Source organism: Nocardia fusca NBRC 14340 (assembly GCF_001618425.1).
GTDB lineage: Bacteria > Actinomycetota > Actinomycetes > Mycobacteriales > Mycobacteriaceae > Nocardia > Nocardia fusca.
Genome location: NZ_BDCU01000018.1, coordinates 583,622 through 598,504 on the forward strand (window position 1 = coordinate 583,622; position 14,883 = coordinate 598,504).

General features: G+C 67.1%; 20 protein-coding genes. 6 read left to right on the forward strand and 14 right to left on the reverse strand.

Features of this window, described 5'->3' with window-relative positions; translation table 11 throughout:
• The first annotated feature begins 34 nt into the window (after positions 1-34).
• The gene (locus NF4_RS11705; protein ID WP_063127276.1) at positions 35-607 is read left to right on the forward strand and encodes a TetR/AcrR family transcriptional regulator; all 573 of its coding nucleotides are present in this window, start codon (positions 35-37) and stop codon (positions 605-607) included.
• Positions 608-652: 45 nt separating this feature from the next.
• Here NF4_RS11705 and NF4_RS11710 read toward each other — a convergent pair whose 3' ends face one another.
• Positions 653-1,819, reverse strand: a complete 1,167-nt coding sequence (locus tag NF4_RS11710; RefSeq protein WP_063127277.1) for an alpha/beta fold hydrolase — start codon at positions 1,817-1,819, stop codon at positions 653-655.
• 73 nt (positions 1,820-1,892) lie between these two features.
• Positions 1,893-2,558 (reverse strand): TetR/AcrR family transcriptional regulator, encoded by a 666-nt coding sequence (locus tag NF4_RS11715; RefSeq protein ID WP_063127278.1) that lies wholly within the window; start codon positions 2,556-2,558, stop codon positions 1,893-1,895.
• 41 nt (positions 2,559-2,599) lie between these two features.
• On the opposite strand from NF4_RS11715, the gene NF4_RS11720 reads away from it, so the two are divergent.
• The gene (locus tag NF4_RS11720) at positions 2,600-4,090 is read left to right on the forward strand and encodes a flavin-containing monooxygenase (RefSeq protein WP_063127279.1); all 1,491 of its coding nucleotides are present in this window, start codon (positions 2,600-2,602) and stop codon (positions 4,088-4,090) included.
• Positions 4,091-4,222: 132 nt separating this feature from the next.
• On the opposite strand, the gene NF4_RS11725 is transcribed toward NF4_RS11720, so the two are convergent.
• The 5 genes from NF4_RS11725 to NF4_RS11745 form a co-directional block, all read right to left on the reverse strand.
• A complete protein-coding gene (locus NF4_RS11725; RefSeq protein ID WP_063127280.1) occupies positions 4,223-4,522 on the reverse strand; it encodes a hypothetical protein in 300 nt (99 codons plus the stop codon).
• Between the two features lie 49 nt (positions 4,523-4,571).
• A complete protein-coding gene (locus NF4_RS11730) occupies positions 4,572-5,087 on the reverse strand; it encodes a WXG100 family type VII secretion target (protein WP_198165303.1) in 516 nt (171 codons plus the stop codon).
• A 26-nt stretch (positions 5,088-5,113) separates the two neighbouring features.
• Positions 5,114-5,425 (reverse strand): hypothetical protein, encoded by a 312-nt coding sequence (locus NF4_RS11735; RefSeq protein ID WP_063127282.1) that lies wholly within the window; start codon positions 5,423-5,425, stop codon positions 5,114-5,116.
• Positions 5,426-5,927: 502 nt separating this feature from the next.
• Positions 5,928-6,254, reverse strand: coding sequence for a YbaB/EbfC family nucleoid-associated protein (locus tag NF4_RS11740; RefSeq protein ID WP_063127283.1), 327 nt, complete (start codon positions 6,252-6,254; stop codon positions 5,928-5,930).
• Between the two features lie 12 nt (positions 6,255-6,266).
• Positions 6,267-6,581 carry a hypothetical protein gene (locus tag NF4_RS11745; protein ID WP_063127284.1) on the reverse strand — a complete coding sequence of 105 codons (315 nt, stop codon included), beginning with the start codon at positions 6,579-6,581 and terminating at the stop codon, positions 6,267-6,269.
• 197 nt (positions 6,582-6,778) lie between these two features.
• Between NF4_RS11745 and NF4_RS11750 the strand changes: the two genes are divergently transcribed.
• Positions 6,779-7,042, forward strand: coding sequence for a hypothetical protein (locus NF4_RS11750; protein ID WP_063127285.1), 264 nt, complete (start codon positions 6,779-6,781; stop codon positions 7,040-7,042).
• 170 nt (positions 7,043-7,212) lie between these two features.
• Here NF4_RS11750 and NF4_RS11755 read toward each other — a convergent pair whose 3' ends face one another.
• Both NF4_RS11755 and NF4_RS11760 read right to left on the reverse strand, forming a co-directional pair.
• The gene (locus tag NF4_RS11755; RefSeq protein ID WP_063127286.1) at positions 7,213-7,398 is read right to left on the reverse strand and encodes a hypothetical protein; all 186 of its coding nucleotides are present in this window, start codon (positions 7,396-7,398) and stop codon (positions 7,213-7,215) included.
• 25 nt (positions 7,399-7,423) lie between these two features.
• Entirely contained in the window at positions 7,424-8,947 is a 1,524-nt protein-coding gene (locus NF4_RS11760) for a hypothetical protein (RefSeq protein ID WP_232330416.1), read from the reverse strand.
• Positions 8,948-9,404: 457 nt separating this feature from the next.
• On the opposite strand from NF4_RS11760, the gene NF4_RS11765 reads away from it, so the two are divergent.
• Positions 9,405-10,592 carry a lipase family protein gene (locus NF4_RS11765; RefSeq protein ID WP_232330417.1) on the forward strand — a complete coding sequence of 396 codons (1,188 nt, stop codon included), beginning with the start codon at positions 9,405-9,407 and terminating at the stop codon, positions 10,590-10,592.
• A gap of 96 nt (positions 10,593-10,688) precedes the next feature.
• Here NF4_RS11765 and NF4_RS11770 read toward each other — a convergent pair whose 3' ends face one another.
• The 5 genes from NF4_RS11770 to NF4_RS11790 form a co-directional block, all read right to left on the reverse strand.
• Positions 10,689-10,943 (reverse strand): hypothetical protein, encoded by a 255-nt coding sequence (locus NF4_RS11770; RefSeq protein ID WP_063127287.1) that lies wholly within the window; start codon positions 10,941-10,943, stop codon positions 10,689-10,691.
• A gap of 9 nt (positions 10,944-10,952) precedes the next feature.
• Positions 10,953-11,243: a hypothetical protein gene (locus tag NF4_RS11775; RefSeq protein ID WP_063127288.1), complete on the reverse strand. Its 291-nt coding sequence runs from the start codon at positions 11,241-11,243 to the stop codon at positions 10,953-10,955.
• 125 nt (positions 11,244-11,368) lie between these two features.
• Positions 11,369-11,932 (reverse strand): gluconokinase, encoded by a 564-nt coding sequence (locus NF4_RS11780; RefSeq protein ID WP_063127289.1) that lies wholly within the window; start codon positions 11,930-11,932, stop codon positions 11,369-11,371.
• Positions 11,929-12,324: a hypothetical protein gene (locus tag NF4_RS11785; RefSeq protein ID WP_063127290.1), complete on the reverse strand. Its 396-nt coding sequence runs from the start codon at positions 12,322-12,324 to the stop codon at positions 11,929-11,931. The genes NF4_RS11780 and NF4_RS11785 overlap by 4 nt, the downstream gene beginning before the upstream one ends.
• A 147-nt stretch (positions 12,325-12,471) precedes the next feature.
• A complete protein-coding gene (locus NF4_RS11790; protein ID WP_063127291.1) occupies positions 12,472-12,933 on the reverse strand; it encodes a VOC family protein in 462 nt (153 codons plus the stop codon).
• A gap of 403 nt (positions 12,934-13,336) precedes the next feature.
• Here NF4_RS11790 and NF4_RS11795 point away from each other — a divergent pair, with 403 nt between their 5' ends.
• Both NF4_RS11795 and NF4_RS11800 read left to right on the forward strand, forming a co-directional pair.
• Positions 13,337-13,933: a hypothetical protein gene (locus NF4_RS11795; RefSeq protein ID WP_157120191.1), complete on the forward strand. Its 597-nt coding sequence runs from the start codon at positions 13,337-13,339 to the stop codon at positions 13,931-13,933.
• A 326-nt stretch (positions 13,934-14,259) separates the two neighbouring features.
• Complete coding sequence (locus NF4_RS11800; protein ID WP_063127293.1) at positions 14,260-14,880, forward strand: AraC family transcriptional regulator; 621 nt, start codon at positions 14,260-14,262, stop codon at positions 14,878-14,880.
• Positions 14,881-14,883 lie beyond the last annotated feature (3 nt).

Genomic DNA, 14,883 nt, shown 5'->3' on the forward strand with positions numbered 1-14,883 from the left:
GCTTGTCAACACTCGTTGGCCTACACTTGTTGACATGAGAAGATCCTCAGAAGAGACGAAGGCGGTCATCCTCACCGCGGCCCGCGAGCGCTTCGCCGCCGACGGGTACGACCGGGCGACGATCCGCGCGATCGCCGCCGACGCCGACATCGACCCGGCCATGGTGATGCGGTACTACGGCACCAAGGAACGCCTGTTCGCGGCGGCTGCCGAATTCGATCTGGAATTACCGGATCTCACGGAGGTACCACGCGATCGGATCGGCTCGGCCCTGGTGGCCCACTTCCTGGATCGCTGGGAGCGCGACGAAACCCTGCTGATCCTGCTGCGGGCCGGGGTCACCAACCCGGCGGCGGCCGACCGGATGCGATCGATCTTCGCGACGCAGCTGGGACCGGTGATCGCGAAAGCCGGCGACGACCCGCGGGAAGCACCCGTGCGCGCGGGTCTGGCGGCGTCCCAGATCCTGGGTATGGCGCTGTGCCGATTCGTCCTGGCATTTCCGCCGGTGGCCGCCATGACCGGGCCGGAGGTCATCGCCTGGCTGGGGCCGACGATCCAGTGCTATCTGACCGGGCCGGTACCGGAGAGCTCGCCGGCACGGTGATACCGATCGTCGGCCGGACGAGTGGCCGGTACCGCGAGCCGGGCGTCACCGGTGCCAGGCCGGCACCGCGCCGGCGACACTGCTGATCCGCGCCTGGTACCGCGCCACGAACGGCAGTACCTGCTGCGCGATCACCTTGTTGTATTCGGCGGGACGCTGCCGCGGATTCGCGTGACCGGTGCCCCGCGGCTTCACGACCAGCAGGTTCCCGTTCACTCCCCCGACCTTGTCGATCAGGACCTGCTGGGTGCGCGCGACATCCACCACCCGGTCCCGGCCCGCGTCGTGCGGGCGGATGAAGACGATGGCCGGACGTGGTTTGCCGTGCGCGGGCTTGGACACCGCGCGCAGATCGTCGGTCGCTCCGCCGGCCACGATCGCCAGGAACTGAGCCTCGATCAACCCGTTGCTGGCAGCGTCGGCATTGAAGATCTTGTCCCGGAGCACCTCTCCCACCGCCTTCCGGAACTCGTCGAACCGGATACCCGGGACACCGCCGTGGTCGAGGTAACTCTCCCGGCGCGCATAGGTTTCCACCGCGGTGCGCAGTCCCCGGCTCTCCCGGGCGCCGGGGAGCCAGCCCATCCAGCGCACCATGTCCTCACCCAGACCGCGGCTCTCCGGGCGGACCGCGCCGAGGTCCAGTGGTGTGCAGTCGAGCAGCACGCCCACCAATCTGCGGTCGCTCCCGATATGGATGTGCTCGGCGACCTCGAGTGCGATCACGCCGCCCATACTGTGCCCCGTCAGCACGATATTGCGCACCCCCGACATGACCGCGGCCCGAATGATCAGATCGGCGATCACCTCGGTGTCGATACCGCGGTTGTCGTAGCGGATGGCCCAGACCGCGCCCATCTCGCGCAGCGCCGGAAGCGCGGCGGCCGTATCGCTGGCGTTGAGATTGCCGAGTCCCACCAGATCCACGACAGCTGTATCGCGTTTACCCGGGTCCACCGGTTCGGCGATCGGTAACAGCGCAGGCTCGGTCAGCGCCAGGCGCACACGTTCCGGCTCGACATCGTGCGCCCAGTACTGTGCGAACGCGACCCCCGCGATCATCAGCAGTACGGCTACCCGAAACAACGCCAGTCTGGTGCGGCGCAACGTCTTCCATCCGTGGCCCGGGCGTGTCTCGCGCAACCTGGCCCGGCGACGTTCGTCGCTCCAGTCCGCGACGGTGGACGGATGCCATTCGTCCAACGGCGACATGACTCCACTGTAGGTGCACGCGCGCCGGTGCCCAGGGAGCGCGGCGGGTGACCATTACCGCGCCGCCGCGGTATCAGTCCTTGCGGACACCGTCGACCAGCAGCCGCCGGATCGCCCGGTTCAACGCGGCGATGGCCGCCTCGTCCGGATCACGCAGCCCGTGCACCACCCCGGCGAGCAGCATTCCCGTGACCGCCCGGGCGGTGTTGATCGTGTCGAGATCCGCGCGCAGATAGCCGAGTTCGACGCCGTGGTCCAGGTATCCGGCGGTCAGCGCGTCGGCGGTGTCGAGCAGCCCGTAGAGACGCTTGGTGAGTTCGTCGTCGATACCGGTGGCGTGGAACAGCAGCAGCTGGGCCACACGCCGGTCTTCGATGAGGATGCGGGTGAGCGCGACACCGATCCGGTCGATCTGTTCCCGATACTGATCGAGGGTGGTCGCGGCGTCGGGCGCGTTGTCGGTCCCCAGCGCCTCGATTATCCGAGTCGCCAGATCGTCGATCACATGGTCGATGATGTCGCGTTTGTTGCTGAAGTAGCGATAGAAGGTGCCGTGGCCGATACCCAGCTCGGTCGCGATATCGGCGATCCCGGTCGCGTGATAGCCCTTCTCGGCGAAACAGACGAAGGCGGTATCGATGATCTCCTGACGGAGCTCGGCCTTACGGCGTTCGGCCCGGGTCGGTGGCTTCGTCACGCCACCGATGATACTGTCATCACAAGCGGAATGATATGTCATTCTGTGATTAATCGTTCAGCAGAACAGCAGGAGGTTTCGGCGTGGCACCTCGATACGACGCCGTGGTGGTCGGTGCCGGGTTCGGTGGTATGGGGGCCGGTATCCAGCTCGACCGGCTCGGCCTGCACGATTACGTGATCCTCGAACGGGAATCCGATCTCGGTGGCACCTGGCATGTCAACCGGTACCCCGGCCTGGCGGTCGATATCGCTTCGGTGACCTACTCCTATTCCTTCGAACCCAACCCCAACTGGTCGCGCCTGTTCGCGCCCGGAGCGGAACTCAAGAAGTACGCCGATCACGTGGCCGACAAATACGGCCTGCGCGAACGGATGCGTTTCGGCACCTCCGTCGACAGCGCCCGCTGGGATGCCGAACACCAGTGCTGGGTGGTCACCGTCGCCGGCGGCGAAACGCTGACCGCACGTTATCTGCTGACCGCGACCGGTTTCCTCTCCCAGCCCTATACCCCGCCGTTCCCCGGTATCGAGACCTTCGCCGGCAAGATCATCCACACGACGGCCTGGGACGACACCTACGACCTCACCGACCGCCGGGTCGCGATCATCGGTACCGGCGCCACCAGCGTGCAACTCGTCCCCGAGGTCGCGGACCGGGCACGCGAACTCACCGTGTTCCAGCGCACCCCGATCTGGGTGGTGCCCAAGGTCGATATGCCGATCCCGCCCGCGGTGCAGCGCCTGTTCGCGCGCGTCCCGGTCACCCAGAAGGCCGCGCGGCTGGCCAATACCACCGCGCTGGAAGCGCTCATGGTAATCGGTGTCCTGCACTACAAACAGGCCAAACCCCTGAACAAGGCGGCGGCCCTGCTGGCCAAGGCGCATCTGCGCGCCCAGGTCCGCGACAAGCGGACGCGGGAGCTGCTCACCCCCGACTACGATTTCGGCTGTAAACGCCCGACCTTCTCCAACCGCTACTTCGCGACCTTCAACGAACCCCACGTCCGGTTGGAGACCGGCGGTATCGAGCGGATCGAACCGGACGGGATCGTTACCGCCACAGGCGCGAAGACCGAGATCGACACCCTGGTGCTGGCCACCGGATTCAATCTCTGGGATGTGAACTTCCCGGCCATCGAGATCATCGGCCGCGATGGCGTGAATCTCGGTAAATTCTGGCGGGACAACCGGTTCCAGGCCTACGAGGGCATCACCGTGCCGAAGTTCCCGAATTTTCTCAGCCTCAACAGCCCCTACTCCTACAGCGGCCTGTCCTACTTCACCACCATCGAGGCACAGATGAAACATATGGCCCGGCTCTTCGGGGAGCTGGCCCGCCGCGGCGAGACCACCTTCGAGGTCAGTGCCCGCGCCAATACCGAGTTCCTGGACCGGGTCACCGGCAAGCTCGGTTCCTCGGTGTTCTACGGCGGCGACTGCGCCACCGCCCGCAGCTACTACTTCAACCAGCACGGCGAGGCAGCCCTGCTGCGCCCGACCAGCACGGTCAACGCTCACCGCGAGGCGGTGCGTTTCCCGCTCGACGATTACCTGTACGGCCGGGCCGGCTGACCCGGCCCGGCAGGCCCGCCTCCGATCCGAGTCCAGGCGGACGAATCGGGAGCCGCCCCTGCCGCAACGAACGGCCGGTCGGATCGCCCTGGCGATCCGACCGGCCGTTCGCGGAAACACATGCTCCCGTCGTCAGCTGAAGGCCGCGAAACCGTCGCCGATCTTCTTGTCGGTCTGCAGCGCCCGGTGCAGTGCGTTCTCCACCGCGATGGCGAGCTGGTCCAGTTTGTGCAGGGTGTCTTCGAGTTCGGTGTTCACCGCGCGATGGGCCGCTTCGAATCCTTCCTGGGCGCCCTGGCTGGCCATGGCGTTGAGGAAGTTGGTCTTGGCGGTGGCCAGGGCCTCGATCTCACCCTGGATCTTGCTGCCCTCGGAGTTCAGGGCGTCGAACAGCGCCTCCATCGCCGGGCGGTCGTACAGAATCGTGGTCATATCCGATTCCTTTTCGGTGAAACGTGTGGGTCGAATTGTCGGAGGTGGGTCAAAGACTGGTGTAGCTGCCCGGACTGATGTAGCCGCCGCCCGGGATGAAGTCGTCCTCGTCCATGTCGAGGATCGTCTTGGTGGCGTCCTCGGTGGCCTTGGTCAAGTCGTCGAGCTTCCTGTTGAGGTTTTCGGACTCCACGCTCCAGTCACTCGAGACCTGGTAGAACTTATCTTGCGAAGTACCCTTCCAGCCCGCGCGTACGGCATCGCTGGCCGAATCCACGGCCTTCACCGACAACCGCAGGTTTTCGATGGCCTGGTACATCTCGCGGGTCGCTTTCGTGACCGCATCGAGATCGAGATCAACACCTTCTGTCGCCATGACAGGAATCCTTTCGGCGATCGGTTTGGTCAGCAGCGACAGGTCGAGTGCGGGCAACGGCGGCAGTTCCGGTAGCGGCAGTTGCGCGGGCAATTCCGGGAGCGGGCCGAGTCCCATATCCCGGAGCACATCGTTGACCGGCCGGTTCAGCGCCGGCCCCGCCGCGCTGTTGCGCAGCAGATCCAGCACGGTCTCGTCGAGGGGTGCTGTCATGATCAGGCGCCGACGGCCCCGAACCCGGTGACAGAAGCCGCTTCTGTCGCTTCGTAGGCGGCGATACCTTCGTAGGAGGTCAGGGCGGTCGCGGCGTGCACCGCGGCCAGTTCGTTCACCGAGGCGAGGTTATTGGCCTGGGCGATCGCGAAGGCGGCGAGGAAATCCTGGCCGATCAGCCCGAACACGGGTATCGCGGCAGCGATGAGCGCCGCCTGGTTCGCCGCACCGGCTGTTGCGGTTTCCACCGCCAGAGAAGCCGACGCGTCACCGAAACGGCGGACGACCTCGGTCTCCGCGACAAGATCAGTCATCGAGACCCTCCGGGACCGGGAGTTTGCATGGTGTTCTGAAAAAGTACCGGTTCATGTGATGACCCGGTCACTCGATGCTTAAGACTTGACCCGCTATTGAGGTCAGGGCGTGCCTGCTTGCGGGTGTGCGGGTTTACCGTGTGGCATCGCGGTCGGAAATCAGTCCGGCAACGGCAAGGTAGGTCTGCGGGAGTGTGTGGCGGTGGTGGTGCCAGCGGCGCAGACCGCGCCAGTTCTTGTGCGCGGCGACGGCGTGCTCGACCGGAATGCGCTGGGAGGACTGTCGTGTGCGTGCCCGCGCGCGGATATCGGCTGTCGCTGTGGGATTTCGTTGTTCTTGCGCGACATGGGCGGACCCGCTTTCCCGAGGCGAGCTGCGTGGCAGTACAACTGGTGGCGGAATCCTACATATCCACACCACTTCACCAACCAGAACCGCTACAGCGGATCAAGTCGTTACCTTCGATGGGAAGGCCGCGCGGCCGAGAGAGCACGGTCCGACTCAGCCCTCGCGGCTCGCATCCGCTGCGGTCTCGGCGAGTTCGCTGTTGAACGCGTTCACCAGCTCGGCTCGCCGGGCGATGGCGAGGTGCGCCGCCCGTCCGGCCGTGGCGACCACCACCGAATCGAACTCCCGCGGGGACATTTTCGCGATCGCCTCGGAGAACACCAGGTCACACAGTGCGGCATTACCATCGACCTCGACGGTGACGGCACCGTCGGGCGAGGTCTCACGCACCCGGATCGCGCCGAGTTCCTCACCGAGGTCACGCATCAGGTTCAGCTGCCGGTTCACCCGCGCCTCGAGGGCATCCATCGCTTCGCTCATCGGTGCGCCACCTCAGATCGGCCGCAGCCAACTCTGCGGCTCGTAATCGTGTTCGGACTCTTCGAGATACTCCTCCCGCGCGATGTCCTCCGCCGTGGGCAGGCCGGTCAGGGTGAGCATGTCACTACTCATCCCCGCTTCTTGCAACTGTATCCGCTGGGCCAGACCCGCGCGGCCCGCCGCCCGTTTGCACAGCCGCAGGATCTCGGCCGCCAGATCGCCCGGTGCCCGGCGTAGTTCGTCGGCTTCTATGTCGATCCTGATCGGCAGGCCCTGGTCGGTGGTTTCGACTGCAATGGAACCGCTTCGCGACGCGGCTGTTGTCATGGCACCTCGGTCACTCGTCGGGATCACGGCATCGTAAGGCCGATTCGGACAAGGAGCGGGCCCGATTGTCACCACCGACGGGAAGACGGTGTGCCTGCCGGGTTGCACGCGCGTGCCAGGATGGTTCGGTTCGATGATGAGGTCCAGGGGCTCGGGACAGTGGTCACCAGGTACGCCCCTGGCGCGAACGCGGAAGTGTGGATGCTAGACGGAGGAGATGGTCGGGGATCTGTTCCGACCGAGCGCATCGGACCCATCGTCCCGGCAACGGACAAGATCCCTGGAAGAAGATTGCCGAGCAGGCGGCGGCCGGCAAGATCGTCTTCGAGCCCATCGCCGCGCAAACCGCCGCCGAGGAGTGCACCGACGCCATCGGCAGAATTCTCGGGCTCCAGAAGGCGATCACCGATACCGACAGCTTGGAGCCGCTCAGTCAGCTCACTGCGGCAGCGTCGGAGTAGTTCGCGGACACCGGGCGTCGGACCGCCCGCCGTAGATCGGCACTCGAGGTCTTCTCGGTACCTTCCAGCGCCGCGGCCGCCTCCGAGCCGAGGTATTCGCCCTGGTCGGTGAACGCCTTCCCCAGACTGTTGCCGAAGTCGACGGAATTATCGCACCGCCGCTTATAGCCTTATTCCCCGTCGGTGAACTCGTGCCCGAAATGATCGTCCCCACAGGCGACGGGCAGATGACCCATGATATCGGTCGCCTTGCTCGCGAGACCGGTCAGCGTTCCTCCGATATCAGCGATCAGATCGGCCGCTGTCTTCAGCGCGACCGATCGACCTCGACTTTGTCCGCCATGATCGCTCCTCACCCACTCCGACGTTCGCCGCACCCACTCATACCGTCACCCCGCGGCGCTCGTGGTAGCGCTGCTCGAATTCTTTGACGAACGTGGTGGGGGCGATCGACGAGGACGAATGTTCCAGCACACCGTCATCGGCGATGTAGAAGATCGCCCGGCCGATCGCGATCTCCCCCCGGGGTACCGGCACGTAGACCATCCAACCGCAACTGAACCGGTCGGCCACCAATTGATCGAGCGGGTAACCGGTCGTGTCCAGACCCCGGCTCTCGATGTACCCGCGCACTCGGAAGACGGCTTCGTCCTCGGGCATCTGCACCGGCAGCGACGCCACGACGCCCGCGAGGGTGAGCTGGTACATGGCACCGTCGATATCGAATTGCTCCTCGTCGCCGAACAGGGCGAGCACCGTATCGCGGGTGACGACGCCGATCTCGGCGGCCGATATCAGCGCGCCCGCCGCGGCCCGATGCTGGGCGGTCGGCGGCTGCGCGGCCAGGCCGGCCAGGATTCCGGCCACGGTGTCGACGGTCCATACGCCGGGCACAGCGGTGGCGCACGCCTCCGCCGACGGCGAGTCGCCGCGGTACCAGCGCCCGCCCTCCCACCAGTAGACGAAGGACAGCAGACCGGTGGCCGAGCGCGGGTTCAGTACCGGGTCCGCGACCCACTCGGGAGCGCCCGCGAAGAAATTCGGCATCCCGGCGCCGTCGTTGTAGGCCGCGTCCAGATTGGCCGCTTCCCAGACCCCGCCCGAGAGGACCGCGCGCCCGCCGGGCAGCGAGTAGAGCGTCGAACCGCCGCGCCGGGAGCTTTCGAACCATCCCATCGCGGGCAGAATTCGCGGTCCCCAATCCGAGCCCGCCGCCACGAACCCGGCCGAGATACATGCCCAGCGCGCCCACATCTCCGGGAAGTCGGGAAACTCGTTCTCGGCCATCGTGGGCCATACCTTCGCCGCGCGGTCCGCGCGCGCGTCCCGCGCGGCCTCCTGCGGGCTGCGCATCTGCCGGTCGGCGTGCCCGATGTAGGCAGCCAGCCAGACCGGCAGCGAGTCCCGCGGAAATTCGTCCAGGTCCGCACGGTAGGCGTCGGGTTCGAAGAGCTGACCGTCCGGGAACGGTTCCTCACCGAAGTCGTAGTCGACCTCGAAATCACCGTCGGAGCTGCGTCGCAGCAGCAGGCGCCACCACGGCTCGCCGTCCAGCTCGGCTACCAGCGCGCGATGTTCGCGGACCCTGTCCAGGACCGACCCCGACGGCTCGGTGCGCATAGAACGTTCCTGGTCGGCATATACCACTTCGGCGAACATCGTGGTGGTGGTGAGCGCGAACACGGCATCGAACTGCCGCCAGTCGGGTGGGCCGGCTTCGCCCAGTACGTCGGCGATCTCCCGGGCGAGCGCACGATCGCGGCCTTCTACCGCAACGCCGGGTTCGACCTCGTCGGCGGAAGCAGCGGGCTCCGGGTCGGTGTCCCCACCCAGCGAGATCCGGAAATCGATATCCGGCTCGTCCTTACCGGCGCCTTCCGGCTTGTCCTTGTTCTGATCGCTCACTGCTCGCTTCCGCCCGGCCTTTCGCACCTGCTCGCTCGTTATTTATCGTAATATTTCCACGACCACGGGCATTTTACTTCCACCATTGGGAAGGGTGGGTGTCTCCCACCCTGCGCGGACCCGGCCGCGACGGCTCGCCCTGTGCACGGCCCAACCACGAGGACGCCCCATTATGATTTCACGCAGAGATATCTGTTCACCGGAACCTGCCCTACCGGGCAGTCCCCCCGACATCGTAGGCTGGTTCGTCGGTCGAACTCGGGCGCGGCCACAAGCCAACGCAGGCAGTTCGTTTCGAGCGATACCCGCTGCTCGCGGGCCGTCGCCGCGGTGCACCTGTAAACAGCGACCGATGTCGTTCGCTGCGCCACCGCGCAACCCACCCACGGCGCAGGCCGCCGCGGCATCACCCATGCCGGGCCGGCGCCGGCCGCTTCCTGCCGTCCGAAAGAAGAACGTGTCCAGAGTTTCCACCCGTATCCTGGTCCTGCTGTTGACCCTCGTCTCGGTCGGGATTCTCGGCGGTGGCGCCAACGCCGAACCGCTCTACCCGCAACCGGATCCGGACCCCTTCTACACCGCACCCCCCGAACTCGCCGAACTGCAGCCCGGCGAGGTGGTGCGCACCCGCAAAATCGATACCGGCATGTACGTGGGCACCGAAGGCTGGCAGGTAGCCTTCCGGTCCACCAACTCCCTCGGTAACCCGATCATGGGTGTGACCACGGTGCTGCTGCCCGCCGGCGTGAAGAACCCGCCGCTGGTCTCCTATCAGGCGCTGATCAATTCGCTGGGCACCCGGTGCAATCCGTCGCGGTCGCTGTTCAACGGTGAACTACAGGACGCCGTCGGCGCGATGCTGCCGATCGGGCGCGGCTGGGCCATCTCGGTGCCCGATTACCTCGGGCCGAATGTCGCCTATGCCGCCGGACGGCTCAGCGGAATGGTCACCCTCGACAGCGTCCGCGCCGTCCAGCGGGCCACCGAACTCGGCCTCGCGGACTCCCCCGTCGCCCTGGCCGGTTACTCCGGGGGCGGGCTGGCCACCGGCTGGGCCGCAGCCCTGCAACCCTCCTACGCGCCCGAGCTGAAGATCGCCGGTATCGCCGCGGGCGGTATCCCGGCCGATCTGGAGCAGATGGCACTGGGCCTCGGTTTCGCCCCGCATCCGGGCTTCGGCCTGGCCTTCGCCGCGGCCATGGGTCTGGAACGGGAGTACCCGGACCGGCTGCCGATCTCGGAACAGCTCAACGAGAACGGGCTGTGGTTCCGGGAGTTCACCCATGACGCGTGCCGGCGGTTCCTGCTGTTCCACGGCGCCTTCCGCAGTGCGGAGCAGATGGCCGCGTCGAAGAGTCTGATGGACAGCCCCGAAGCACACCAGGTCCTGCGCGAGAACAGCCTGCGCTACTTCGACGGGGTGCCGACCACGCCGACCTATCTGTGGCACGGCCGCTACGACGAGCTCACCCCGTACGACGGGGTGGCCGAGTTCGCCGACCGTTACTGCCGCGCGGGCGCCCCGGTGAAACTGACCACCTACGACATCGCCGAACATATGACCGCCGCCGTCGCGGGGTTCGCCGACGCCTGGAATTTCGTGGAGGCCAGGTTCCGCGGTGAACCGATGGCCAAGGGCTGCTGAGCAGCGCCCACGCCGGTGATATGCGGCCCGTCCGGTGAACGACACCGGACGGGCCGCACCGGTGTCCGGGGCGCCGGCGGTGGGGAGCCCCCGGGTTCAGCCGCCGGTTCCGCGTTCTACCAGCCGCGGGTGATCTGGGTGGCCGGCGATCGAATACTGTGTCGCGAGCCGGCGTAATCCGGCCAGATCCGTCGGATCGGTCATCACCTCGGTGTCGAGATCGAGGATGAAGTGCCCGGGCCGCACGAACCGCGCCGAACGGCCGAGATCGCCGTCGGGATGCTCGACGGTGACGGCCCCCGATACCGCGGTGATCCGGCCGTCCTGGTCGTATTCGATCTGCACGCGCACGGGTCCCCCTCACGCGGGTATCGGATCAGACCACGCTATGTAGAAGTAGTAGTAGACCGGTTCTCCCGCGCCGTCGTTGTGTATTTCGAAATGGGTTTCATCGTGCCCGCCGCGATAATGCGTGATGTTGCGGACCGCGATCTCGGCGCCGCCGTCGCAATAGGCGGTGAAGAGGTAGAGCCTGTTCTCCCGGCCCCACTCACCCCCGGCCGTCCACCAGTGGTCGGTTTCCCCCGGTGCCAGCGGACCACCGAAATTACAGAACGAGCCGAGCCAGTTCAGTGGCACAACCTGGACCATCAGGCCTCCCTGGAAAGATCGGCGACAATGCCGTCCCATCACCCCGGGCGGTATTTCGAGGTCGAACCGGTTCGTGGCCATTATCACCCGCCCGGGCGGCGGCTGTCACGGATGGAAAACGCAGCTCATCGATCGGGGCGGTGCTCCGCGGCGTGCTCCCGCAGCGCCCGTACCGCCACCTCCACGGCGTGCCGGGCATTGCGGCTGCCGTGCAGGGCGACACCGTGCTCTCCGGGCTGCAAGGGTTCGAGGGCGGCGAGCTGGGAATCCAACAGTGCGGCCGGCATGAAATGTCCGGTCCGGCCCGTTATCCGTGCCAGTAGTTCCGCACGGTCGGCGGTCAGGAGCAGGAAGTAGGTACCGGGCGCCCCTGCCCTCAGCAGGTCACGATAGCGGCGTTTGAGCGCCGAACAGGCCATGACGCCGCCGGTCCCGTCGGCGGCGCGTGCCCGCAACCAGTCGCCGACCGCGGCGAGCCACGGCTCCCGGTCGCTGTCGTCGAGCGGGAGCCCGGAGGCCATCTTGTCGATATTGGCCCGGGGGTGGAGATCGTCCGCGTCCGCGAAGGGCACCCCGAGTCGCCGGGCCAGCAGCCGGGCCGTGGTGGTCTTGCCGGTCCCCGAAACCCCCATCACCACGACACACGGGGCGCGGGAAACGGGGTGTTGCGTCGATTCCACGACCGTCATCGATTCCTGTCGATCCCGGGCGGTCCGAGCGAACCCGCCGGGTACTCCTCCAGCGGGACGAGATCGCGCGCCCACCCGGACAGTACCGGCTCCAGCACCCGCCAGGCCTCTTCCGCCTCGTCGGCGCGGAGGGACAGCGCGGGATCACCGCGCAGGACGTTCAGCAGGAGTGTGCCGTAGGCGGGCAGCTCCGGTGGCTCGATCCGCGCGGTGAGGGCGAGTGGTGCGAGAGTGCCGACGCTGGTCCCGACCGCGTTCAGCGCGAGGGTGAGGCTTTCGGGGTCCAGGCCGAAGCGCAGCACATTGGGCGCCGTCGTGCCGTCGTGTCCGAACGACATGGCCGATACGTGTTCCGGCCGGGCCGGGCGTCGCCGGTGGATCATCATCTGCATTCTTTCCGCCTTCCCGTGTGCTCGAATGATCGGTACGGCTAGCCGACGGATATCGGTTTCAACGTAACAGCAGGTCCGGGGGCCGCGCGGGACCGCGACCGCCCCGCCGCCGGTCCCTACCCCTGAGCACGCGGCCGGCGGTCCGGGTCAGTCCAGGCAGAACTCGTTGCCTTCGGGGTCGGCCATCACGATGAAGCCGGTCTCCAACGGAGGAGCGGGCTCGTGGCGACGGACCCGGGTTCCGCCCAGCGCCACGAGCCGGTCGCATTCGGCCTCGAGCGCGGCCATCCGTTCCTCGCCCTGGAGTTCCGGCGCCACCCGGACATCGAGATGGACGCGGTTCTTGGCGACCTTGTCCTCGGGTACCTGCTGGAAGAACAATCGTGGACCGCTACCGTCCGGGTCCTCGAGCGCCGACCTCGAATCGCGCTCCTGCTCCGGGACGCCGATCCCGGCGAGAAAGTCGTCCCACGCGGCGAGCGGATCGGCGCCCGCCGGCAGCTCGACTCCCGGCGGACCGGGATGGACGTAGCCCAGGGCCGCGCGCCAGAACAACGACAACGCCCGCGGGTCATGGGCATCGAAAGTGATCTGGATACCGCGGCTCATCGGAGTGCTCCGTTCGCAGAGATATGAGTGTGCACCCTGTCAGTCTGGCAGGGCGGACGGACAGAATCGGTCCGCAATACCGTGCGGCCCGGGCACGGGACGTGACAAATTCTTCCGGTCCAGGCCAGGCCGGACAGGTCCGCACCTGCTCGGGCTACCGCACCGACACCTGGCTCGGTCCCGGGCGCGCGCCGCCCCGTCTGGTCGGTGCGGGCGCGATCACCCGCCGGCTTTTCGGCCCATCGGTCTCCTGCTCTGAATTCGTTGCCGCGAAACATGTTCCGTGTTCTCGCTCGGATTCGACGCGTGAAATGCGGGTCCGACCGGCGCACCCGATGAGGACAGAACGGCCGGGTAATGGTTCAATTCCCGGCGTACGACCCGGAGTGCAGGAGGAAATCGAATGGCAGTGCGTTACTCGAAAAGAGAACAGACCAAACTCGTCAACCGAGTGAAAAAACTCCTCGCCCAGGGTAAATCGCTCAATGCGGCGTGCACGCAGGTCTCCGAACGCGAAGGCGGGCTGCCCGCCACGAACACACTCGCCAATTGGGTCCGCGCCGCGGGACTTCCCGAAAGCGCCGACACCGCACCGGTCGCGGACACTCCGGCCCCCGCGAAACCCCGGCGCCGCACCCGCGGTACCGGCAGGGTCACCGCGAAACCGGTCGCCGCCACCGAGACCGAGGTGGCGCAAGCCACCACGGAGCCGGCGGAGAGCACGGCCGAGGCCGTGGTGGCCGAGCCCACCGCGGCGGCACCGGAAACCGCTGGACCGACACCGGAAATCACCGCCGAAACCACTGAACCGGCACCGGAGACCACCGCAGAGCCCACGGCCGAACTGGTCCGGGTGCGTCCCGCGGGAACCGCCGTGGACTCCGCGCACGAACTCGACGACCTGCTCGACGAGAACCACCGGTTACGCACCGCGTTGAACGAGGCCAACCGGGAGATCCGCGCCATGCGCGACCTTCTCGTCGTGTACGCGAGCCGGTAGACCGGCAGTCCGCTCGCCGGTCTACCCGGCCGCGGTCCCGGAGCCCTGGGCCACGCTTCCCCGCCGCGGAAATCCGTGGTGCCCGACCCGGCGGAAACGAGCAGGATATGGACATGATCCTGCTCGTTCCCGCCGATGTACTGCGTCCCGGGGAGGCCGGCGATCATTTCGCCGGTGCGGCCGACGCCGTCCGGGCCGCGGGGCGATGCGGCTCTCGTGGACCACGACGGGCCGAGCCGGCCGGTCACGATCGCCTCGCGGACTTTGCGCGCTGCTCTGCGAGACGAGTGAGGCGAGCACGGCAGGATCGTCACGGGTGCATACGCGTGACGTTGCTGCCGCCGCATGTGCCGCACGACGGCCGTGCCGCCGGGACCGCGGGTTTCCGCAAACGCGTGCTCTACATCGAGGACACCCGGCTCTCGGGTATCGGCCCGGCGGTCGATACTCCGAGCACACGGGACCCGATCCTGCGCGATCGGATCCACCGGCTGCACCAGACGCTGCGGTATCCCGGTGACGAGCTGGAAGCCGAGAGCCGCCTGACCTTCGTACTCGAACGCCTGCAGAGCCGGCTGCGCCGCAGGCATCCGGCTCCGCCGCCGCACCGCGACCCCTCCCTGGCTCGGGACCTGCGCGCTCTCCTCGACGAACACTCGGTCGCCAGGATCACCCTGGCGCAGGCCGGCAATCTTCTCTACGCGGACCCGGCACATCTGGTCCGCGCGTTCTCCCGCGAGTTCGGTATCGCACCGCATCGGTATCTGATCGGCCGCCGGATCGATCTGGCCCGCCGGCTGTTGCTCGAGGGCCGGCGACCGGCCGAGGTGGCGATCGCGGCCGGATTCCACGACCAATCACACTTGAACCGGCATTTCAAGCGAATGATCGGCGCGACGTCGAAACAGTTCGCCTTCTCGCGTCCGGCCGGAACGCCACACCGTTGACCC